Below are 22,208 nucleotides of genomic sequence, written 5' to 3' on the forward strand. Positions count from 1 at the left end.
AATGCATGATATCGATCCGTCGATGTCTATACGTCTGCCCCGCATGCCTCAGGCCGTCGTCTTCGACATGGACGGCCTGTTGTTCGATACCGAGGCACTCTATCGCGACGCGATGCTTGCGGCTGCAAAGGCGCTCGGGCAGACCATGCCGCTGTCGCTTTATCTCGCGACGATAGGTCTTTCAGGGGAAGCAACGCGACAATCTCTGAGCAAGCACTTCGGAGCAGACTTCGATCTCGACTTGTTCTGGGAACAGGCGGCAGCCGCCTTTCATATTCAGGCAACGACCGAACTGCGGTTGAAACCTGGCGTGGTCGAGCTCATCGGCTCACTGGAAGACCTCGACATTCCCTTTGCGATCGCGACATCGTCCCAGCATCACGATGTCGAGCGAAACCTCGGCCTCCATGGATTGCTCGACCGCTTCCCTGTCGTCGTCGCCCACGGCGACTATCAACTGGGCAAGCCGCATCCCGAGCCTTTCCTGACAGCTGCCCGGCGGCTCGATGTCGCGCCCGAGCTTTGCCTGGCGCTTGAGGACAGCCATAACGGCGTGCGTTCCGCATCATCGGCGGGCATGATGACGATCATGGTGCCGGATCTGCTCGTGGCAACCGAGGAGATCCGCGCTCTTTGCGTCAGCGTCGCCAGCCACCTCGGCGAGGTACGCGACGCCCTCCTACACAATTCGCGAGGCGCCCATGCCCCTGCCTGACGGCAGCATTGTCATGCGCCTCTCCCCATCAGTCGAATGCGAGAGCGCCCGCGGGAGCGAATGGCCGCCGCCGGACACCTGACCGATTGTCGGTTGACCAAAAGTCAGTCGCGCGACACGGATGACCAGCAAAGGTCGCTCCGTGCGACGACGATAGCGCCGGGAGGAATACATGGCGGACACAAACAAACCCATCGTCAACCCAAGGGACCTTGCTCTCGACCATTGGTCCGAAGGCACGTTCTTTGAGTCACGCGACACCTCTTTCGGCAGACAGCTTGGCCTGAAAGATCTCGGCGTCGGATATGGCGAAGTGCCACCGGGAAAGTCCGGTTGCCCCTTCCACAATCACCATGTCGAAGAAGAGCTGTTCATCATCCTCGAGGGCCAAGGCACCTATCGGTTCGGGACGGAGCGTTACGCCGTTGGGCCGGGCGACATCCTCGGTGCCCCAGCGGGCGGGCCGGAGACGGCGCATCACCTGATCAACACCGGAACGGTGCCGCTCAAATATCTCTCGATCTCGACAATGGCCGCGACCGAGATCTGCGAATATCCGGATTCCGGCAAGTTCCTCGCAAAAACACGCACGGCCGCGGGCGAGCGACGCTTCCGGTTCGTCGGGCGGGCCGAGAGTGCCGTCGACTACTGGGACGGCGAGCCCGGTATCTGATCATCCCACCTTCCAAACCAATAGCAGCGGATAAAAGATGCACAGTGTTCCTATCATCGAGACCGAACGCCTGGTCCTGCGTCCCTATCGACGTGACGACTTCTCTGCCTATGCCGCCCTGTTTGCCGACAGCGAGGTCACGCGTTTCGTCGGCGGCGTTCCCTATACACGAGAGCAATCCTGGACGCGCTTCTTGCGCCAGGTCGGCATGTGGCACTATTTCGGCTTCGGCTTCTTCGCCATCCAGGATCGAGCAACCGGCACCTTTCTCGGCGAAGCCGGGTTTCACGACGTGCATCGCCTGATCACGCCGTCGCTCGAAGGAACGATGGAAACCGGCTGGGCGCTCTCTCCGAAGGCGCACGGCCAGGGGCTTGCGACCGAGGCGGTCAGCGCCGCGCTCGAATGGGCCGATCGGCAGTTTCCCAAGCTGCGGAAAACCTGCATCATCGATGTCGGCAACCGCGCCTCGGTCCGTGTCGCCGAAAAGCAGGGCTTCAAGGAATGCTGGCGCACGACCTATCACGGCACGCATGTGATCATGTTCGAGCGACAACGAACGATTGTTGGCGCAGGCAAGGTCCGTTTAGGGCAAATACCGGCGCATTCGGACACGTAAAACAATCCACAATTGTCTTTCTGACGAAAAGCGCCATCGAAACGTCTAGATTGCAGGCAAAATTGCCGAGCGTCGGACGGGGCGAGTTATCGCCTCAAGGCAACACGGCCGACAAGTCGAAGTAATCCAACACTTTTTCCTGCGGGTCGAGCAACCCGTAAATGTAGCCTGCTGGTGGCTGCGATATGCAGCCCCAGGAGGCCCTCCAGAAACCCGCATCGGGGATTGCGTTCGGGTATCAGGTACCGGTCACTGCGCCGCAGACAACCAAGGAGCATGATCATGAACCGCATATCCAAGCTATCAATCATTGCTGCCTTCTCTTCCCTGACATTTGTAGGAATACCCTCCGCCCAAGACGCAAAAATGAACTGGCCGGCCGAGATCGAGCAGACGGTTCGCGACTTCAAGGGCGAAAACGTCACCATCGTCAATGTCGATACGTTGAGTGAACAGAACCAGACGCGCATGTGGATCGACCACGGTACGGCAGAGCAGCGCGCGGCCCTGCAAGCTGCCGTAAACGCCAACTCTGAACTCGCCGCCAAGCTTAAGGGGCAGAATGTGGAAATGGACAATATAGCCGGCGCCGAACAGAGCGCCGACGGCAGCCTGACCATCTACATGCGTTGAAGCGTTGCATACTGCATAATTCCTTAAATCGGAATCGATTTAAGGACAAAATTATGCAGCAACTCAAAGTGTTACAGCGACCTTTGCGCGTCTAAATAGACGCGCGGCGCTGTAGCCAATCGATAGAAGGCGCACCAACTCCACCTCGGAGAGGGTGCGCCTTGTCGAGCCTGGGTGATGGAAAAGTTTACTCGGCCTTCGGCGTGGGAAATTCCGCAAGGCGCGCCGCATAGCGCGCCATCGTATCGACTTCGAAGTTGACGAAATCGCCAGCCTGGCGTTCGCCCCAGGTCGTGACCTCAAGGGAATGCCGGATCAAGAGCACATCGAACTCGGCGCCATCGACCTTGTTGACCGTGAGCGATGTGCCGTCGAGTGCAACGGAGCCCTTGGGTGCAACGAACTTTGCCAGGTGCAAGGGCGCGCGCAGACGGAACCGGACGGCGTCCCCTTCGGATTCGACCGAGAGAACCTCGGCCCTGTCGTCGATATGGCCGGAAACGAGATGGCCACCAAGCTCATCGCCGATCTTCAATGACCGCTCGAGATTGATGCGCGTGCCCTTTTTCCAGCCGGCGATGGTCGTCAGCCGCAAAGCCTCTTCCCACGCCTCGACCTCGAACCAGCGCTCGTTGCTGCCACCATCCGGCAAAGCCGTGACCGTCAGGCAAACGCCGGAATGGGCGATGGAAGCCCCCATATCGATGGTCTTCGGATCGTAGCTGGTGGCGACACGCAGCTTCACGCCTTCCTTCAGCGGCGTAACGGCATCAACGGTACCGATATCAGTGACAATGCCTGTGAACATCAGTTCTCTCTTTCGTATTCTTCGAAACGGTCGTCGCCGTATCGCGCGGAATTGACGAGCGTGAAGCCGGCGGGCACGGACTTCCGATCAAATGGGGACGCGATGCCGTTTTCGCCAATGCTTTGCGGGCCGGTATAGATCTGAATGCGATCGACGAGGCCAGCGTCCAGGAAAGCGCGCGCGGCAACCGCACCGCCTTCGACGAGCAGCGAGGAAATGCCGCGCGAGCCGAGCGCCGTCAGCAGATCGGCAACCGTTCCGGTTTCCAGCACCTCGACGCCGGCGGCCTCGAGCGCCGTACGGCGGGCAGCCCGGTCGCCGGCCGGCTCCAGTTCCGATTGCGCCAACGGCTCGCCTGACACGACAATCACCGGGACCTGCCGTGCCGACTGCGCGAGCTTTGATCCGGGCGAAAGGTCCAGCCGCCGATCGAGGACGATGCGGATGGGCGAGCGGTCCTCCAGTCCAGGCAGACGCACGGTCAATTCCGGGTCATCGGCAGTCGCCGTACCGATGCCCACCAGGATCGCATCGGTTTGCGCCCTGAGGATCTGGACTTGCGCCCTCGAAATCGGGCCGGTGATGCGGACCTGCCCAGCGCCCATACGTCCGATCATGCCGTCGGCGGAAACGGCAAGCTTCAGAGTCACATGCGGGCGCTTGCTGACCTGCCGCATGAGATAGGCTTCGAGCGCGCGATGCCCCTCCTCCTGCAGAACGCCAATATCGACCGTGATTCCGGCATCACGCAAACGCACGACGCCGCGGCCGGCGACGCGTTCGTCAGGGTCGAGGATCGAAATAACGACGCGGGCAACGCCGGAGGCGACCAGCGCATCGGCGCAGGGCGGCGTCTTGCCGTGGTGCGAACAGGGTTCGAGCGTGACATAGGCAGTCGCGCCCCGTGCCCGCTCGCCGGCTTCGGCGAGCGCCTGGGCTTCGGCATGCGGGCGACCGCTTCTGGCGGTCACGGCACGTCCGACGACAAGGCCATCCTGGACGATCAGGCAGGCGACGGAAGGATTGGTGGATGTCTGTCCGAGATGATGGCGAGCCAGCCGCAGCGCCGCCGCCATGAACCTCTCGTCCTCTCGGGTGGGGTTGGCCATGGCGATCCGGGCACTTTCCTATTCGCCGGGGTCGCGCGCAATCTTGGCGCTGATCTCGGCGATGACCTTCTCGAAATCTTCGGCGTGGGAGAAATCCCTATAGACCGATGCGTAACGCACGAACGCAACGTCGTCGAGGCTCTTCAGCGCTTCAAGCACCTGCAGGCCGATCTCTTCCGAAGGGATTTCGGTCTCACCGGAGCTTTCGAGCCGTCGAACGATGCCGGAAACCGCCCGCTCGATGCGGTCGCGATCGACCGGGCGCTTTCTCAGCGCGATCTCGAAAGACCGCAGCAGCTTGTCCCGGTCGAAAGGCACCTTCCGACCGGTCTTCTTGATAATCATCAGCTCACGCAGCTGCACCCGCTCAAAGGTCGTGAAGCGACCGCCGCAATCCGGGCAGATACGGCGACGACGAATGGCATTACCGTCCTCTGCCGGACGGCTGTCCTTCACCTGGCTGTCTTCGGAACCGCAATAGGGGCAGCGCATGATCAGCCGATCACATGTAGCCGTACATCGGGAAGCGGCCGGTGAGCTTCATCACCTTCTCGCGCACACCAGCTTCGACGGCAGCATTGCCTTCGTCGGAGTTGGCGACCTTGAGGCCGTCGAGCACTTCGACGATCAGCTCACCGATTTCCTTGAATTCGGCTTCCTTGAAGCCGCGGGTCGTGCCGGCCGGAGTGCCGAGACGGACACCCGAGGTGACGAACGGCTTTTCGGGATCGAACGGGATGCCGTTCTTGTTGCAGGTGACATAGGCGCGGCCGAGGGCTGCCTCGGCGCGCTTGCCGGTCGCATTCTTCTTGCGCAGATCGACCAGCATCAGGTGGTTGTCGGTGCCGCCGGACACGATGTCGAGACCGTTCGCCTTGAGCGTCTCGGCAAGCGTGCGGGCGTTCTTGACGACCTGGGCCGCATAGTCCTTGAAGGACGGCTGCAGCGCTTCACCGAAGGCAACGGCCTTGGCGGCGATGACATGCATCAACGGGCCGCCCTGGAGACCCGGGAAGACCGCCGAGTTGATCTTCTTGGCGATATCCTCGTCATTGGTCAGGATCATGCCCCCGCGCGGACCGCGCAACGACTTGTGCGTGGTGGTCGTGGCAACGTGGCAATGCGGGACCGGCGACGGATGCTGGTCGCCGGCAACGAGGCCGGCAATGTGAGCCATGTCGACCATCAAATAAGCGCCGATTTCGTCGGCGATCTCGCGGAAGCGCTTCCAGTCCCAGATGCGGGAATAGGCGGTACCACCGGCGATGATCAGCTTCGGCTTATGCTGGCGTGCTTTCTCGGCGACATCGTCCATGTCGAGCAGGTGATCGCTCTCGCGAACGCCGTAGGAAACCACGTTGAACCACTTGCCGGACATGTTGACCGGCGAGCCGTGCGTCAGGTGACCGCCCGAATTGAGGTCGAGGCCCATGAACGTGTCGCCCGGCTGCAGGAGCGCGAGGAACACGGCCTGGTTCATCTGCGAGCCGGAGTTCGGCTGGACGTTGACGTACTTGACGCCGAAGAGCTTCTTGGCGCGTTCGATCGCCAATTCCTCGGCGATATCAACGAACTGGCAGCCGCCGTAATAGCGCTTGCCCGGATAGCCCTCGGCGTATTTGTTGGTCATGATCGAGCCCTGGGCCTCGAGCACGGCGCGCGAAACGATGTTCTCGGACGCGATCAGTTCGATCTCGTGGCGCTGGCGACCCAGCTCCTTTTCGATCGCACCGAAGATTTCCGGATCGCTGTCGGCGAGAGAGCGGGTGAAGAAGGCATCATTGTTCTGTGCAAGCATCGGCGCGAGGCTCCTCTCAAAGGTGGCAGTTCTTTAGCTTCCTCGCACGGCGAGAGCAATATCCGCTGTGCGGTTTGCGTCATTTCCCCCATCTGCCGCGCCTAAACATCGCAGCCGTGGATCAACGAAAAAGCCGCGCTGCCAAGGGAAGCGCGGCTTTTTCAAATTATTGTCCCGACTTTGCTTATTGCGGCAAAGCGTCGGACTCGACCGAGCCGGAGGATTGCTCGAGGCCATAGGGGGTCTGCAGTGCCAGTTCTGTCGCGCCATCGCGCTGATAGATGTCGTCGCGGAACTGGACGACGCCATCCATCGCCGACCAGGCGGTGATGTAGGTGAAGAAGACCGGAACCTCTTCGGCCAGCGTGATCGGCGTGTTGACGCCGGTCTTGATCGTGGCTTCCATCTGCTGGCGCGACCAGCCGGGTGTTTCCTTCAAGAGCCAGCTCGAAAGGTCGCGAACGTTCTGGACGCGGACGCAGCCGGACGATTCGAAACGCATCAGCTTGTTGAACAGGCCCTGCTGCGGCGTGTCGTGCATGTAGACCTGATGCTCGTTGTGGAAGTTGATCTTCGTCGACGACATCGCGTTGATCTTGCCCGGATCCTGACGGAACATCAGGTTCGGTGCCTTCTCGGCATTCCAGTCGACCGTCTCCGGCGACACTTCGCTGCCGCTGCCGTCGAACAGACGAATGGCGTTGCGCTTCAGGTAGGTCGGATCCTTGCGCATCAGCGGCATGATATCCTTCTGGATGATCGAGCGCGGCGCGGTCCAATAGGGGTTGAGGATGACCTCGTAGATCTTGGAGTTGAGGATCGGCGACTGGCGGTCGATCTTGCCGACGATGGCAGTGTGACGCAGCGCAACGCGGCCGTTCTCCACAGCTTCGATGTAGGCGGCCGGAATGTTGACCATCACATAGCGGCGGCCGAGATCGCCGGACATCGACTGCAGGCGCACAAGGTTGGTCTGCAACTGGCCGAGACGGGTGGTCGCCGGAACGTTGATGGCCTTCAGTGTGTATTCGCCGATGACGCCGTCCGCCGGCAGGCCGTGGCGGGCCTGGAAGCGCTTGACCGCGCCGTCGACGTAGGAATCGAAGGACGACGAGATACCGGCAGACTGCGGCAGGTCGCCGGAAACCATCAGGCGCTGGCGCAGCTGCTGCACCGAGGGATCGGTGACGCCGAGTTCGAGCTTGACGCTGGTTGCCACCATCGGCCAACCGCCCGACGAAACGATGTTCTGATAGTCGAAGATCGCCTGCTGGACATGGTTGATCGTCTCCGGGCCGAAGACCGGCGTATTGGAAACGACTGTGGTCGCCGTGCGCGATGCCTTGGCATCATACTGGTCGTCCCAGGAGCCGCGGCGTGGCGAATTGATGATCTCGTTCAGGGCGTCCTGCGCGCTTGCGGCTCCCGCCCAAGCGACGGCACCGAAGGTTGCGGCCGAGCGCAGAAATGCACGGCGCGAGAATGCATCAATTCCATTCTTTTTCGACATATTCCTACCATCCCAATGCGTTGGCACGCGCCCTATGCGCAGGCACGCATGTTGCCGGAGCCCTAACACGATCGTGGTTAACAAAGGTCAACCAACGAGCCACCCTGCCCTCACATGATTTCACGATACCGCGAGCGAGGACCCTCATCCGGCAGGCGTACGCGAAACGAATCCACGTCGATGAAAACACGTGGCCGGCACCTACCGCATGTCTTCGTCGCTGTCACAGCAATATGGCCAATTCGTGTCTCCGACCCCGGCCGAAGCGGTGTGGCACGCCTCTTGCTTTAGGCTGCTGCGGCCTTTCGGCAACATTGCCGCGGCCGAAAAAACGGCAAAGGCCGGACACGCAGGGATTGCGTCCGGCCCTTGAACTGGAGGTATGCTATTTCGATTACAGGCGGTACATGATGCTGTCGTTCCAGAAGCGATCGAGCCGCTGCAGCAGCTTGTTCATCTGGGTGAATTCGTCAGAACCGATGCCGCCGACCTTCTGGATCGAGCCGATGTGACGCTCGTAGAGCTTGGCGACGGTTTCTGCGATTTCCTGGCCGTCTTCCGTCAGGCTGATGCGGACCGAACGACGGTCGACGCGCGAGCGCTGGTGGTTGATGAGGCCGAGATCGACGAGCTTCTTGACGTTGTAGGAGACGTTCGAGCCGAGGTAGTAGCCGCGGGAGCGAAGCTCGCCGGCGGTCAGTTCGGAGTTGCCGATGTTGAAGAGCAATAGAGCCTGGACGGCGTTGACGTCGTCGCGACCCTGGCGGTCGAACTCGTCCTTGATGACGTCGAGCAGGCGGCGGTGCAGACGCTCGACGAGGTGGAGGGATTCCATGTAGAGACCGCGGATGGTTTCTTCCTGAGGGTCTCGGGGCTGAGCCGCCTGCGGCTTCATCTTCGTGTTCATTTGACTGCCTCACTGTTTTGTTTGGCGGTGTCTGTTTGTCTTCCCGCCTTGAGTGAGACCCTATCGAATACGTCTAAAATTCTACTTAAACCGCAGCCTTAACATGAGCTTACCAATCGGCGAGTCTGTCTCAGGGTGAATCAACTCTTACCTGTCTCGCCCGCCGGAAGCGTTGATAGAGCAGCGCGGCCCTGAAAAGAACGAAGGTGACGGCGACGGCAATGTGCAGCGCAACCAGCAGCGGACGGGTGCCGAAACTGACGGGATAGAACTCGTACATCGCGATCTCGATCGCTGCCGCCAGCACCCAGACCACCGGCCCCCAGGACACCAGCAGCCACAGCCCGAGGGCAGCGACCGGGTAAACCACGGCAAGTGCCGTAGCCGCCGCCCGCCACTCCGGCGTCAGCAGATCGAAACGGCCGGCACCCCCATGGGAGAAGCCGATCAGCATCGCCCAATAATTCAGTGCGAACCAGAAGCACGAGGCAGACACCAGCCGCAGGAACAGACCGAAAAGGATCTCGGTCAGCGATGGTTTCGGCACATGGGCAGAATCATGAAGCATGAGCGGCAAGATAGGGCGGGTCGACGCCATCCGCCAGCACGAAGGACGCCCCCTCCCCCGCCGTGGCTCGTCAAAGGGAAGAAATGCCGCAGCCCGGTTGTGCGCGGCGCAGTTCCCAAGCGCGGCCCGCACATGATAAAGCGCATGCCTATTCACAGTTTCCAGGGAAAGGCGCGGCGCGATGAACGACAGGACGAATCTTGTGGACAGGATTACCGGCCACCGCCGCATGCGCCGCAACCGCAAGGCCGACTGGACGCGCCGGCTCGTGCAGGAGAACCGCCTGACGGTCGATGACCTGATCTGGCCGATCTTCATCGTGCCGGGCAGCAACATCGTGCAACCGATCGACGCCATGCCGGGCGTCAACCGCATGAGCATCGACAAGGCAGTGGAAGCGGTGAAGGAAGCTGCCGATCTCGGCATCCCGGCAATCGCCACCTTCCCCAACATAGATCTGTCGCTGCGCGACGAAACCGGCTCCAACAGCCTCGCCGCCGACAATCTCATCAATCAGGCGACACGCGCCTTCAAGAAAGCCGTGCCGAACATCGGCGTCATCACCGACGTGGCGCTCGACCCGTTCACCAGCCATGGTCATGACGGCATCCTGCGCAACGGTGAAATCGTCAACGACGAGACGGTGGAAATGATCTCGAGGGCTGCCGTCGGCCAGGCCGACGCCGGCGCCGACATCATCGCGCCTTCCGACATGATGGATGGCCGCATCGGAGCGATCCGTCAGGCGCTCGACGCCGCGGGCCACCAGAATGTCGGCATCATGGCCTATGCGACGAAATTCGCCTCCGGCTTCTACGGCCCCTACCGCGAGGCGATCGGCACCGGTGGCCTGCTGAAGGGCGACAAGAAGACCTATTATATCGACCCCGCCAACGGCACGGAGGCCATCCGCGACGCCGCTCTCGACGTCGAAGAAGGCGCCGACATGCTGATGGTCAAGCCGGGTCTACCCTATCTCGACATCTGCTGGCGCATGAAAGAGGCCTTTGGCCTGCCGGTTTTCGCCTATCAGGTGTCCGGCGAATACTCGCAGGTCAAGGCCGCGGCCGCCAACGGCTGGATCGACGGCGAGAAGGTGATGCTCGAAACGCTGCTCGCCTTCAAGCGCGCCGGCTGCGATGGCATTCTCAGCTACTTCGCCATCGAAGTCGCAAAGATCCTGGCCAAGGGGCGGTAACGCCCCCACATTTGCAGGCAGCACAGGGCCGAAGATGGAAATCCTTGTTTTGCACGCAATGGCATCCCATATCGAACTTGCAACCATGCGAGGCCCTACGAGATGACCATGCACAACGAAGAACTGCGGCTGCCGAGCAATGACTGGCGCGCCTATCAGGGTGTGCTGTCGCGACGGGTGTTCGCCTTCATTCTCGATTACGTCATCATCGCCCTGTTGTGGATTCCGGCCGCCGTTGTCGTGTTCTTCCTCGGCATCCTGACGCTCGGCCTCGGTTTCCTGCTCTATCCCGTGCTTTTCGCACTGGTGGCGATGATCTATTTCGGCGCGACCGTTGGCGGCCGCGAGCAGGCATCGCCCGGCATGCGGATGATGGGACTGGCGATTGCGCGCACGGACGGGCGGCCGATGGATTTCCTGACGGCGATCGTGCATCTGGTCATCTTCTGGATCGCCAACGCGCTGTTGACGCCGCTGATTCTGCTGATTGGCCTGTTTACGGATCGCAGCCGTCTGCTGCACGATCTGCTGATCGGTACCGTAACGGTCCGTCGCGATACCTACTGATCACTGCCGAAGCCAATCGACAACGAACAATCCACTCGCAAGGGGCAACCGCCCCAAACGTGTGAGTTGACGTTTTCCATTCTTCCGCCATGCTACTGTCATGAACAACCGCGCGAAGAGTGACCGCCGCACTCGATGAACACACAGACCACACCGTCTCCGCAATTCTATCTCACTGCACCGGCAGCCTGCCCATATCTGCCGAACGAGATGGAGCGAAAGGTGTTTACCCACATGGTGGGCGAGCGCGCACCGGAACTTAACGACCTCCTGACCCAGGGCGGTTTCCGCCGCTCGCAGAACATCGCCTATCGGCCCGCCTGCGAAACCTGTCGCGCCTGCATTTCCGTTCGCATTCTCGCCAACGAATTCTCGCCGAGCCGGTCGATGCGCCGCGTGCTTGCGACCAACAGCGACGTGATCTCGTCGGAATACCCGGCCGAACCATCGAGCGAACAGTACAACCTCTTCCGCCGCTACCTTGACCGACGGCATCAAAAAGGCGGCATGTCCGACATGTCGGTTCTCGACTATGCGATGATGGTCGAGGACACGCATGTGCACACGAAGATCATCGAATACCGGCTGAGGGTCGAAGGCGACGGCATCAGCGAGAGGGCCCGCGGGCCGCTGATTGCGACGGCGCTGACCGACCGCATGGGCGATGGGCTTTCGATGGTCTATTCCTTCTTCGACCCGGCACATGAAGACCGCTCGCTCGGCACCTTCATGATTCTCGATCATATCCGGCGCGCCAAGGAGCGCGGCCTCCCGCACGTCTACCTCGGCTATTGGGTCAAGGGTTCGCGCAAGATGGGATACAAGACGAAATTTTTGCCGCAGGAGCACCTTATGCCGCGCGGCTGGGAGCGTTACGATGGCTCTGACGCTGACTCCGAAACACCCCCCACGAAAACGGATTGAAAATTGAGCCCTACCACTGATGCCGCGCTACACCGGCGCGGACTTGCCATCACCGGCCTTGGCGGCCTTGCTCTCTCCTTCGACATTCCGCTCATCCGCTCCGCCGGCGGAGAGGTCTGGTCGCTGCTCGCCGTGCGAAGCCTTTCGACCTTCTTCATCGGGCTTTTGGCATGGTTCGTGATCAATCGGCTGCTTGGCCGCAAGATCTCGCTCATTCCGGGCAAGGCCGGGCTCGTCGTCGGCCTGTTCTACGGCATCAATTCGTGCACGTTCCTGCTGGCCGTCTTCAACACGTCGACGGCAAACGTCGTCTTCATTCTTGCCTTCACATCGATGTTCGCCGCGCTGCTCTCCTGGATTTTCCTGAAGGAACGCCCCTCCAACGCAACGCTGGTGACAATGGCAGCCATGGTGATCGGCGTCGGGCTGATCGTGCAGGACGGGCTTGAGAGCGGACATCTCTTCGGTGACGCGATGGCGGCGAGTTCGGCCTTCCTGCTTGCCAGCGCCATCACCATCAGCCGGGCAAGCGGCCGCGACATGGCCTTGGTGCCGCTGGTGACCGCCATTTTCCCGGCGGCAGTCGCGCTTCTGCTCCTGCCGCCCGGCGGCTTCTCGATCGCGGCTCCGGAATATATCCTGTTCAACGGCCTGGTGATGATCCCGCTTGCATTTTTCTGTCTGGCGACAGGGCCACGCTTCCTGTCAGCCCCGGAAGTGGGCATGTTCTATCTGCTCGAGACCATCCTGGCGCCGATCTGGGTCTGGCTCGTCTTCGCCGAAAGCCCGACGACGCAGACGCTTGCCGGCGGCGCAATCCTGATCTTTGCGCTGATCGGCCACTCTCTCTGGCAGGTGCGCAGCCGGGCCGCGCGCGCAGCGTTGCCCTGCCCCGAATAGATCGCGACCGCCTCGGGGTGGCAAAGATATCCGCCAAGCGCGATCGTCAGGTTGGCGTTCTATCGGCCTCCGAAGAACTCGGAACCTGGACGTGCATCGACCAGAGCTCGCGGTTCATGTCGATCCATGCGGCAGCGACATCAAGAGGCGCGGGATTGCCGCATACGGCCTCCCCATCGCGGGCAGGCAGCCGCGAAACCAGGCAGGCCTCCTCAAGGATGCGCAGATGCTGCTCGAGCGCATCAGGCGTGACAGCGACGGCGGCGGCCACCTCGACGACCCGGGTCTCACCGCCGAGCAATATTTCGAATATCCGCCGGCGAACCGGATTTGCGAGCGCGAGGAGAATGTCGTCAAGGGCAGCAGAATTCGGCATCGTCTTCATCCTGTTGGGATGATTATTGATCCACGACCGCACGTTGCTTTCAAGCGCCGAAAACGGGGCATTCGACTAATTTTCAGATCGCTTAGGCAGAATCCGGGTAACAAGCCTGCGCAACCGAGCCGCGCAGGGAGCGATGAATCAGCCGCTGAACTTGCCGCTGCGCGGGAAGCCCTTCGGCACGACGCGGCCGGCAGAGGCACGATCGGCCAGCCACTCGATCAGTTCGTCCTTGCTCTTGGTAAAGACGCGGCCAGCGCTGTCCTCCCAGACGAGACCGTCCGCAATCGCAAAGCAGCGGATGTCGGAGATACCGCCATCCTTGTAGCGCTGCAGTCGGACACCCTTGCCGCGCGCCATTTCCGGAATCTGCACCAGCGGGAAGACGAGCATCTTGCGGTTTTCCCCGACCACCGCGACGTGGTCGCCCTTGACCGGCACGACCAGCTTGGCTTCGTCGGGCATGGCGACGTTCATCACCTGCTTGCCCTTGCGGGTATTGGCAACGATATCGCCCTCGGCAACAACGAAGCCATTGCCCGCCGCCGACGAAACGATGAGCTTTCTCGCCGGATCGTGCACGAACGCCGTCAGCACGTCCTGGTCGTTTTCCATGTCGACGATAATGCGCAAGGGTTCGCCATGACCGCGGCCACCGGGCAGCTTGTCACCGCCGAGCGTGTAGACCTTACCGCCCGTCGTGAAGACGAGGATCTTGTCGGTCGTCTGGGCCGGAAACGCGACCTTCAGCGCATCCCCCTCCTTGAACTGCAGCGTCGAGGTATCGGAGATGTGGCCCTTCAGCGCACGGATCCAGCCCTTTTCGGAGATGACGACAGTGATCGGTTCCTTCTCGATCATCGCCTGCTGGATGGCTTCAATGTCGGCGTCAGGCGCGTCGGCAAAGGTGCTGCGACGCTTGCCGATCTCGGTCGCCTTGGCGAATTTCTTCTTCACCTCGCCGATTTCCCAAGCGACAGTCTGCCATTGCTTCTCCTCGGAGGCGAGCAGTGCCTCGATCTCGGCCTTTTCCTTCGACAGCGCATCGAACTCGGTGCGGATCTCGAATTCTTCCAGCTTGCGCAAAGAGCGCAGCCGCATGTTGAGGATCGACTCGGCCTGGAGGTCCGTGAGCGAAAACCGCTCCATCATCGTGACCTTCGGCTCATCCTCCTCGCGAATGATCCGGATGACCTCGTCGATATTGAGATAGGCGACGAGATATCCGCCGAGGATTTCGAGGCGGCGATCGATCGCAGCCAACCGATGGCGCGAGCGACGCTGCAGCACATCGCGGCGATGGGCGAGCCACTCCGTCAGCACTTCGTTGAGCCCCATGACGCGCGGCACGCGCCCCATCGACAATACGTTCATGTTGAGCGGGATGCGGCTTTCAAGCTCGGTGAGCTTGAAGAGCGATTCCATCAGGATCCCGGCATCGACCGAACGGCTCTTCGGCACCAGCACGATGCGGATATCTTCAGCCGATTCGTCCCTGATATCTTCCAGCAGTGGCAGTTTGCGCGCGACGAGCAGCTCGGCGATCTTCTCGATCAGCCGCGACTTCTGGACCTGATAGGGGATCTCGGTGATGACGATCTGATAGCCGCCGCGACCAAGCTCCTCGGACGCCCAGCGCGCCCTTACGCGAAAGCCGCCGCGACCGGTGCGATAGGACTCGGCCATGCTCGCACGGCTCTCGACGATGATGCCGCCGGTCGGGAAATCCGGCCCCTCGATACCGCCCTTTTGCGGGTTGGCGGGATCGTAGAGAAGATCCTCGACGGTTGCCTCGGGATGACGGATCAGATGCAGCGCCGCATCGCACAGCTCATGGGCGTTGTGCGGCGGGATCGATGTCGCCATGCCGACGGCAATGCCGGTCGCGCCATTGGCAAGCAGGTTCGGGAAGGCGCCGGGAAGCACGGTAGGCTCCTGGTCTTCCTCGTTATAGGTGGGACGAAAGTCCACCGCGTCCTGATCGATACCTTCTAGCAGCAGCGAGGCGACGTCGGTCATCTTCGCTTCGGTGTAGCGCATGGCGGCGGCGTTATCGCCGTCGATATTGCCGAAGTTGCCCTGCCCGTCCACGAGCGGGTATCGGATGGCGAACTCCTGGGAGAGGCGCACCAATGCGTCGTAGATCGAGGCGTCGCCGTGCGGGTGGAACTTACCCATGACGTCGCCGACGATGCGGGCGCATTTCTTGAACGAGGTGTTGGGCCTGAGCCCCATCTCGCTCATGGCGTGAACGATGCGCCGATGCACCGGCTTCAGGCCGTCACGAACGTCCGGAAGCGCACGATGCATGATGGTCGACAAGGCATAGGCAAGGTAACGCTCTTCCAGCGCCGCCTTCAGGTCAACCGGCTGAATATGATCATCCCCGCCAGACGGGGGAGTAAGGCTTTGTCCCATGTGTTCTTGCTAGCGCAACAAACCCGGAACATCAAGGATTTCAGGGGATCGCGCTGTGGAGAACCGCCTGGGGGCGGCGACGCGCTATTGAACGGCGCAGACCGGGCGCTGCCATGTTCGTGCAACGCTTAAACGGTTATGCGATGAGTGAGCGATCGGCGTCGGTAACGTCCTGGAAAGCATCCGGGGGCGGAACCTGTGTGATTTCACCGAGCGAATATAATTTCGCCCTGTTTCGTATTAGGTTCGGCTGCTGTTGATTTGGATGATTTGCGAGGGGGCTATTGCGGGACGCGAACTGGCGGAAGGATGGGGCCGCAGGCATGGCATATTTCGTCTGCCGACACGGCTGTCCGCCTCAGTTGACGCAGCTTGCCGATATGAACCAGATTAGCGACGCCGCATCTTCGAAACAGCTAAACAATCAGATATTTTCACGAAGGAACTCCACAATGATGCATACGCGCAAGATCCGCCTGATGATGGCCAGCGCCGCACTCCTGACCCTCGCCGGCCCGGCCTTCGCGCTGGATGGCGCGGACCTGATGAAGAAGCTTGATGCGGCGACCAGCTCGAACGGCACCACGCTTACCTTCGACAAGGCCGAAGTCAGCGGCGACACGGTCACTGCCTCGGGCGTCCAGATCAAGCTCGCCGGCCAGCCCGGCGATGCGCTGAAGATCGGCGACATTACCTTCGAAGGCGTCGAGGAAACCGAAGGTGGCGGCTACTACGCCGAAACGGTTTCCTTCCCTGACATAAACGTCAAGCAGGACGAAGGCAGCTTCGCCGCCAAGGATATCCTCATTGCAGGCCTTTCGATTCCCGCCAATCCGGCCGGCGGCACGCTCGACGATATCCTGCTCTACGAAAGCGCCAGCACCGGCCCGATCACGCTCAGCGTCAAGGACAAGGAGGTCTTCTCGCTGGAAAGCAGCGAAGCCAACCTCGCCCGCCAGGAAAATGATGCCGGCTTTGACTTCGACGCAACGGCTGCCGGCCTCAAGGCAGATCTTTCCGGCGTCGAGGACTCCAAGTCCAAGGAAGCCATCGAAAAGCTCGGCTTGACCAAGCTCGATGGCGCCGTGACGATGAAGGGCAGCTGGGAGCTCGAAAGCGGCAATGTCGCGCTTGAGGAATATGCCTTCGACTTCAAGAACGTCGGCCGCCTGAACCTCGCCGTCGACATCTCCGGCTACACGCTCGCCTTCATGAAGTCGCTGCAGGAAGCCATGAAGGCCGCCGAAGCCAACCCGAACAAGGAAGAGGCCAACCAGGCGATGGGCCTGGCGATGATGGGGCTGATGCAGCAGCTGACCTTCAACAGTGCCGAGATCCGCTTCGACGACGCCTCGATCACCAAGAAGGCGCTCGACTACGCCGGTTCGCAGCAGGGCGTTACCGGCGACCAGCTGGCGCAGTCGCTGAAGGGCCTGGTGCCGCTGATGATGGCTCAGCTCAACGTGCCGGAACTGCAGAACCAGGTATCGGCCGCGGTCAACACCTACCTCGACGGCCCGAAGAGCCTGACGATCAGCGCCGCACCGGAAAAGCCAGTTCCGTTCCCGATGATCATGGGCGCGGCAATGGGCGCACCGAACACCATCCCGTCGGTGCTCGGCGTCAAGGTGACGGCAAACGATTGATCGTTAAAGCCCTGGCCTGACAATCAGCGCCGGCGACTTCGCAAGACCTTGTTGTCCTCGAAGTCGCCGGCGTTTTACAGCGCCGCGCGTCTATTTAGACGCGCAAAGGTCGCTGTAACACTTTGAGTTGCTGCATAATTCCTTAAATCGATTCCGATTTAAGGAATTATGCAGTAGTATCGGCGCTCGGTGTCGACCTCGCCGGTTGAACGAATGATCAAACTGACACTCCCATGCTGAAGTACATGGCCGTGCAAGTGTCAGGTTCTTGTCGCTCGGTCCTTTTCGGTTGAAAGCCTGCCTTTCTATGGGCCGATTTGTTTCACCTGCCTTGCGTCCCCAGTCTGCGCGGCCACTACTACTCACACGTCTCTCGCGAGCGACTGCATCTTTTTTCAGCATGACGAACAAGCATGAGACTTGAACCGGGTTTTGTCCGGCCATCCCGTACTGCGCGGTTCCCGGCGACCATCGCTGCGCTTTTCCGCGCGCGTGCGTTCCATGTTATGATCGCTCGGCTTGATGCCCGCGAACCGTCGCCTATCTAGATTTGTCTGGAGGAGAGATTCCATCCCACATTCCTGACCGATCACACGGAAGGAGAACGCCATGGGACTGAAACATGCGGATATCACCGCCATTCTTGGCCCGGTCGACGAAACGCTGATGGCCGAGCTGCTGGCCACCGGGGCGACGGCAGCCGAACTCGCGGAAGCGATCGCCTGGGTTAACAACGACGAAGCGCTGATCGGCGAAGGACGACATCTGCCGGCTGGGCGCGTCGCCGCATTGATCGACATCCTGACGCCCGACGAGGGCGAAGAATAGTTTTTTGGGCGCTGGAGCGTCCGAAGAGACAGGTGTGATGACCATCGGTAACGTCAGGGCCATTTCGCGATGGCGGCCACGTGACTGCGAGTTTTGTGTTGAGGGAGGCCGACAATGACAGCCAAGGAAGTCAAGTTCAGTAGCGACGCCCGCGACCGCATGCTGCGCGGCGTGGATATCCTTGCCAATGCCGTGAAAGTGACGCTCGGCCCGAAGGGGCGGAACGTCGTCATCGAAAGATCCTTTGGCGCCCCGCGCATCACCAAAGATGGCGTTTCCGTTGCCAAGGAAATCGAACTCGACGACAAGTTCGAAAACATGGGCGCCCAGATGCTGCGCGTGGTGGCATCGCGCACCAGCGATGTCGCCGGCGACGGCACCACGACGGCAACCGTGCTCGCGCAGGCGATCGTCAAGGAAGGCGTCAAGGCGATCGCCTCCGGCATGAACCCCATGGACCTCAAGCGCGGCATAGACCTCGCGGTGGACGCCATCGTCGCAGAGCTCAAGGTCCGCGCCCGCAAGATCGCCAACAACGAGGAGATCGCGCAGGTCGGCACCATCTCCGCCAATGGCGACACGGAGATCGGACGATATCTCGCCAAGGCGATGGAAAGGGTCGGCAACGAAGGCGTGATCACGGTCGAGGAGGCCAAGACCGCCGAGATCGAGCTCGAAATCGTCGAGGGCATGCAATTCGATCGCGGCTATCTCTCGCCCTATTTCATCACCGACCAGGAGAAGATGCGGGTCGAGTTCGAAGATCCCTACATCCTCATCCACGAGAAGAAGCTCTCCAACCTGCAGGCAATGATCCCGATCCTCGAATCGGTCATCCAGGCGAGCCGCCCGCTGCTGATCATCGCCGAGGACGTCGAAGGCGAGGCACTGGCAACGCTTGTCGTCAACAAGCTGCGTGGCGGCCTCAAGATCGCTGCCGTCAAGGCGCCGGGTTTCGGCGACCGGCGCAAGGCGATCCTCGAGGACATCGCGGTCCTGACCGGCGGCACGGTGGTTTCCGAAGACGTCGGCATCAAGCTTGAGAATGTGACCTTGGAAACGCTGGGCCGCGCCAAACGCGTGATGATCGAAAAGGACAACACCACGATCGTCGATGGCGCGGGCACCAAAGCCGACATCAGCGGCCGCGTCAGCCAACTCAAGGCGCAGATCGAGGAAAGCACCTCCGACTACGACCGGGAGAAACTGCAGGAACGGCTTGCCAAGCTCTCCGGCGGCGTTGCCGTGATCCGTGTCGGCGGCTCGACCGAGGTCGAGGTGAAGGAAAAGAAGGACCGGGTCGATGACGCGCTGCATGCCACACGTGCGGCCGTCGAGGAAGGCATATTGCCTGGCGGCGGCGTCGCCCTGCTTCGAGTCGTCAACACGCTTGATGGTATCAAGACCGCCAATGCCGAACAGCGCGTCGGCGTCGACATCGTCAGGCGCGCAATCGAGGTGCCGGTGCGCCAGATCGCCGAGAACGCCGGCGCCGAGGGGTCGATCATCGTCGGCAAGCTACGTGAGAAAACCGACTTCGCCTATGGCTGGAATGCCCAGACGGGCGAATATGGCGATCTGTTCAAGATGGGCGTCATCGATCCGGCCAAGGTCGTGCGCGCCGCTCTGCAGGACGCCGCCTCCGTCGCCGGGCTCCTGGTGACGACAGAGGCGATGATCGCCGAAAAGCCGAAGAAGGATGGTGCCGCACAACTGCCAACCGGCTCCGGCATGGACTTCTAAACGCCTACTGCATAATTCCTAAATCGGATTCGATTTAAGGACGAAATTATGCAGCAACTCAAAGTGTTACAGCGACCTTTGCGCGTCTAAATAGACGCGCGGCGCTGTAACGCGAGCCTACTGCATATTTCCTTAAATCGGAATCGATTTAAGGATAAATTATGCAGCAAGTTTAAAGTGTTACAGCGTCCTTAGCGCGTCATATTTGACGCGCGGCGCTGTAAAAGCGCAATAGGCTGCCATCTGGCGCGGAACAGACCCAGGAGCCGGGCGGCGTTCGGCTCAGGCGACAGGATGCCGGTGGCGCGCGACCTCGGCGATGGCAAACTCGGCAATCGACAGCAGATCCGCCTCGCCGGCTCCGTCCTGCGCCTGCACGGTCATTCCTTGCAGAATCGCGCCGATGAAGCGGGCAAGTCCAGCCGCGTCCGTATGCCCGCGCAACTCCCCTTCTTCGATCCCGCGACGAAGCCGCGTCTCCAGGGCGGAGAGCGTCTGGTTGCGAAGGGCCGTCACGTGGCGGGCGATCACGTCGTTTTCGACGGCGCAGGTCAAGACGGCGGTCGAGATCATGCAGCCTTTCGGCCGACCGGGCACCGAAAACTCGTGTGCGGAAACCCGAAGCAGCTTGGCAACGACATCGACAACATGCCCCTCCCCATTCAGGCTTCGGCCGGCCGCGGCCCCCTCCTCCTGTCGGTAGCGCTCGAGCGCCTCGCGATAGAGGTCCGCCTTCGACACGAAGGCCGCATAGAGGCTCTGCGGCGTGATACCCATGGCTGCGGTGAGGTCGGCGATCGACGCCCCTTCATAACCGAGCCGCCAGAAGGTTTGACCGGCGGCGGCAAGCGCAACATCCCGGTCGAAAGCGCGCGGACGACCGCGCCGACGAGTAGGAGATTTTAAGGAATTGCTATTTTCCACAATTGTCACTCTAGAATTATGTTCGCACCCGACATATTCAGGAACGGTCATTGTGATTATAAGAGGTTTTCCACGATGAGTCTCCACCTCAAAAGCGTTGCCCTGCTATCGGCGCTGCTCGCCTTTCCCGCGCTCGCAGATGATCCCGGCCAATCGGCGCTCAAAGCCCAGCTCGATCCGGTAATCGACCGCGCAATCGCCGAAAAGCGCATTGTCGGCACGGTCGTTCTCGTCGCCCGCGACGGTGAGCTTGTTTACGCCAGAGCCGCAGGCCTTGCCGACCGCGAGGCAAACCGCACTGCGCGCCAGGACGACATCTTCCGTTTTGCCTCGGTGACGAAGCCGTTGGTGACCGTGGCTGCGATGCGGCTCGTCGAACAGGGGCGCATCAAGCTCGACGATCCGGTCAGCAAATGGCTGCCGGATTTCCGCCCCAGCTTCGAAGGCAAGGAGGTGCCGATCCTGGTGCGCCACCTTCTCAACCATACGGCAGGGCTAGAATACGGCTTCTTCCAGCCTCCTGATGGTTCCTACGCAAAGGCCGGCGTTTCAGACGGGCTCGATCTTTCCGGTATCACCCTAGACGAGAACTTGAAGCGCATCGCCAGTGTGCCGCTCGCATCACGGCCCGGTGAGGCCTGGCGCTATTCCGTGGCGATCGACGTACTCGGCGGCGTTATCGAGAAGGCAAGCGGCAAGACGCTGGACAAGGCCGTCGATGAACTGGTCGTGACGCCCTTGGCTTTGGCCGACACCGGCTTTTCCGTGAAGCCGACGGACAGGTTGACCGCCGCCTACTTCGACGGCTCGCCCGCCCCTGTGCGCATGCAAGGTGACGCTGCCGTGCCCATCGGCGAAGGCAAGCTGACCTTTTCGCCAGACCGCATCCTCGACGATAAAGCATTTCCATCGGGCGGCGCCGGCATGGCCGGCACGGCAAACGATCTGCTGACGTTCCTGGAAACGATCCGCAAAGGCGGCGGCCCGTTGCTCTCGCCCGAGACGGTGAAGACGATGATGCAGGATCAGACAGGCCCCAAGGCGGAGACGCAGGGTCCGGGTTGGGGCTTCGGCTACGGCTGGGCCGTACTCGTCGATCCCTCCACGGCCGGCACGCCGCAGTCGAAGGGCACGATCCAGTGGGGCGGTGCCTATGGCCACAACTGGTTCATCGATCCGGTCAAGAACATCACCGTCGTGGCGCTGACCAACACGGCGTTCGAAGGCATGTGGGGACAGTTTACCAGAGATGTGCGCGACGCCGTCTACGCCAAGCCGTGAGTCCCCGGGCAGTACAAAATGAAAAGACCCGGCGGTGGTTACCGCCGGGTCTTTTGT

At 61.2% G+C, this 22,208-nt stretch carries 22 protein-coding genes; 12 read left to right on the plus strand and 10 right to left on the minus strand.

The features are described 5' to 3' along the window. Nucleotides 1-22: 22 nt before the first annotated feature. From BC360_RS10580 to BC360_RS10595, 4 genes are all read left to right on the plus strand, one after another. Nucleotides 23-715, plus strand: a complete 693-nt coding sequence (locus tag BC360_RS10580) for an HAD family hydrolase (protein ID WP_065795554.1) — start codon at nucleotides 23-25, stop codon at nucleotides 713-715. 172 nt (nucleotides 716-887) lie between these two features. Continuing rightward, nucleotides 888-1,388: a cupin domain-containing protein gene (locus BC360_RS10585; RefSeq protein ID WP_065787185.1), complete on the plus strand. Its 501-nt coding sequence runs from the start codon at nucleotides 888-890 to the stop codon at nucleotides 1,386-1,388. 37 nt (nucleotides 1,389-1,425) lie between these two features. Beyond that, nucleotides 1,426-2,007 carry a GNAT family N-acetyltransferase gene (locus BC360_RS10590; protein ID WP_065787186.1) on the plus strand — a complete coding sequence of 194 codons (582 nt, stop codon included), beginning with the start codon at nucleotides 1,426-1,428 and terminating at the stop codon, nucleotides 2,005-2,007. 282 nt (nucleotides 2,008-2,289) lie between these two features. Next, nucleotides 2,290-2,640: a hypothetical protein gene (locus tag BC360_RS10595; protein WP_065787187.1), complete on the plus strand. Its 351-nt coding sequence runs from the start codon at nucleotides 2,290-2,292 to the stop codon at nucleotides 2,638-2,640. 187 nt (nucleotides 2,641-2,827) lie between these two features. On the opposite strand, the gene BC360_RS10600 is transcribed toward BC360_RS10595, so the two are convergent. From BC360_RS10600 to BC360_RS10635, 7 genes are all read right to left on the minus strand, one after another. Beyond that, complete coding sequence (locus BC360_RS10600; protein WP_065787188.1) at nucleotides 2,828-3,448, minus strand: riboflavin synthase; 621 nt, start codon at nucleotides 3,446-3,448, stop codon at nucleotides 2,828-2,830. Next, nucleotides 3,448-4,557, minus strand: a complete 1,110-nt coding sequence (gene ribD, locus BC360_RS10605; RefSeq protein WP_065795164.1) for a bifunctional diaminohydroxyphosphoribosylaminopyrimidine deaminase/5-amino-6-(5-phosphoribosylamino)uracil reductase RibD — start codon at nucleotides 4,555-4,557, stop codon at nucleotides 3,448-3,450. Before ribD ends, BC360_RS10600 begins: the two co-directional genes overlap by 1 nt. Before the next feature lie 18 nt (nucleotides 4,558-4,575). Next, the gene (gene nrdR / locus BC360_RS10610) at nucleotides 4,576-5,049 is read right to left on the minus strand and encodes a transcriptional regulator NrdR (protein WP_003529310.1); all 474 of its coding nucleotides are present in this window, start codon (nucleotides 5,047-5,049) and stop codon (nucleotides 4,576-4,578) included. 10 nt (nucleotides 5,050-5,059) lie between these two features. Next, nucleotides 5,060-6,355 (minus strand): serine hydroxymethyltransferase, encoded by a 1,296-nt coding sequence (glyA, locus tag BC360_RS10615; protein ID WP_065787190.1) that lies wholly within the window; start codon nucleotides 6,353-6,355, stop codon nucleotides 5,060-5,062. A gap of 184 nt (nucleotides 6,356-6,539) precedes the next feature. Next, entirely contained in the window at nucleotides 6,540-7,865 is a 1,326-nt protein-coding gene (locus BC360_RS10620) for a L,D-transpeptidase family protein (RefSeq protein ID WP_065795165.1), read from the minus strand. Nucleotides 7,866-8,259: 394 nt separating this feature from the next. Continuing rightward, a complete protein-coding gene (gene ldtR / locus BC360_RS10630; RefSeq protein WP_065787193.1) occupies nucleotides 8,260-8,772 on the minus strand; it encodes a transcriptional regulator LdtR in 513 nt (170 codons plus the stop codon). 130 nt (nucleotides 8,773-8,902) lie between these two features. Then, nucleotides 8,903-9,340 carry a DUF6163 family protein gene (locus BC360_RS10635; protein ID WP_065787342.1) on the minus strand — a complete coding sequence of 146 codons (438 nt, stop codon included), beginning with the start codon at nucleotides 9,338-9,340 and terminating at the stop codon, nucleotides 8,903-8,905. A 181-nt stretch (nucleotides 9,341-9,521) separates the two neighbouring features. Between BC360_RS10635 and hemB the strand changes: the two genes are divergently transcribed. The 4 genes from hemB (at nucleotide 9,522) to BC360_RS10655 (ending at nucleotide 12,929) form a co-directional block, all read left to right on the plus strand. Continuing rightward, complete coding sequence (hemB, locus tag BC360_RS10640) at nucleotides 9,522-10,538, plus strand: porphobilinogen synthase (protein WP_065795166.1); 1,017 nt, start codon at nucleotides 9,522-9,524, stop codon at nucleotides 10,536-10,538. Nucleotides 10,539-10,640: 102 nt separating this feature from the next. After that, nucleotides 10,641-11,105, plus strand: a complete 465-nt coding sequence (locus BC360_RS10645; RefSeq protein ID WP_065795167.1) for an RDD family protein — start codon at nucleotides 10,641-10,643, stop codon at nucleotides 11,103-11,105. A 135-nt stretch (nucleotides 11,106-11,240) separates the two neighbouring features. Continuing rightward, nucleotides 11,241-12,029, plus strand: coding sequence for an arginyltransferase (locus tag BC360_RS10650; protein WP_065787196.1), 789 nt, complete (start codon nucleotides 11,241-11,243; stop codon nucleotides 12,027-12,029). A gap of 3 nt (nucleotides 12,030-12,032) precedes the next feature. Beyond that, a complete protein-coding gene (locus BC360_RS10655) occupies nucleotides 12,033-12,929 on the plus strand; it encodes a DMT family transporter (protein WP_065795168.1) in 897 nt (298 codons plus the stop codon). A 46-nt stretch (nucleotides 12,930-12,975) separates the two neighbouring features. Here BC360_RS10655 and BC360_RS10660 read toward each other — a convergent pair whose 3' ends face one another. Beyond that, on the minus strand, nucleotides 12,976-13,305 hold the full coding sequence (locus tag BC360_RS10660) for a helix-turn-helix domain-containing protein (protein WP_413813738.1): 330 nt from the start codon (nucleotides 13,303-13,305) through the stop codon (nucleotides 12,976-12,978). Nucleotides 13,306-13,452: 147 nt separating this feature from the next. Continuing rightward, nucleotides 13,453-15,729 (minus strand): DNA topoisomerase IV subunit A, encoded by a 2,277-nt coding sequence (gene parC, locus BC360_RS10665; RefSeq protein ID WP_065795169.1) that lies wholly within the window; start codon nucleotides 15,727-15,729, stop codon nucleotides 13,453-13,455. 452 nt (nucleotides 15,730-16,181) lie between these two features. Here parC and BC360_RS10670 point away from each other — a divergent pair, with 452 nt between their 5' ends. The 3 genes from BC360_RS10670 (at nucleotide 16,182) to groL (ending at nucleotide 19,946) form a co-directional block, all read left to right on the plus strand. Further along, nucleotides 16,182-17,375: a hypothetical protein gene (locus BC360_RS10670; RefSeq protein ID WP_065795170.1), complete on the plus strand. Its 1,194-nt coding sequence runs from the start codon at nucleotides 16,182-16,184 to the stop codon at nucleotides 17,373-17,375. A 609-nt stretch (nucleotides 17,376-17,984) separates the two neighbouring features. After that, the gene (locus BC360_RS10675; RefSeq protein ID WP_065787201.1) at nucleotides 17,985-18,203 is read left to right on the plus strand and encodes a hypothetical protein; all 219 of its coding nucleotides are present in this window, start codon (nucleotides 17,985-17,987) and stop codon (nucleotides 18,201-18,203) included. Nucleotides 18,204-18,317: 114 nt separating this feature from the next. Continuing rightward, entirely contained in the window at nucleotides 18,318-19,946 is a 1,629-nt protein-coding gene (groL, locus tag BC360_RS10680; protein WP_065787202.1) for a chaperonin GroEL, read from the plus strand. A gap of 282 nt (nucleotides 19,947-20,228) precedes the next feature. Here groL and BC360_RS10685 read toward each other — a convergent pair whose 3' ends face one another. Beyond that, complete coding sequence (locus BC360_RS10685; protein ID WP_065795171.1) at nucleotides 20,229-20,879, minus strand: TetR/AcrR family transcriptional regulator; 651 nt, start codon at nucleotides 20,877-20,879, stop codon at nucleotides 20,229-20,231. 66 nt (nucleotides 20,880-20,945) lie between these two features. Here BC360_RS10685 and BC360_RS10690 point away from each other — a divergent pair, with 66 nt between their 5' ends. Further along, nucleotides 20,946-22,151 carry a serine hydrolase domain-containing protein gene (locus tag BC360_RS10690; protein ID WP_083222508.1) on the plus strand — a complete coding sequence of 402 codons (1,206 nt, stop codon included), beginning with the start codon at nucleotides 20,946-20,948 and terminating at the stop codon, nucleotides 22,149-22,151. Nucleotides 22,152-22,208: the final 57 nt, after the last annotated feature.

Source organism: Ensifer sp. LC163 (assembly GCF_001695855.1).
GTDB lineage: Bacteria > Pseudomonadota > Alphaproteobacteria > Rhizobiales > Rhizobiaceae > Ensifer.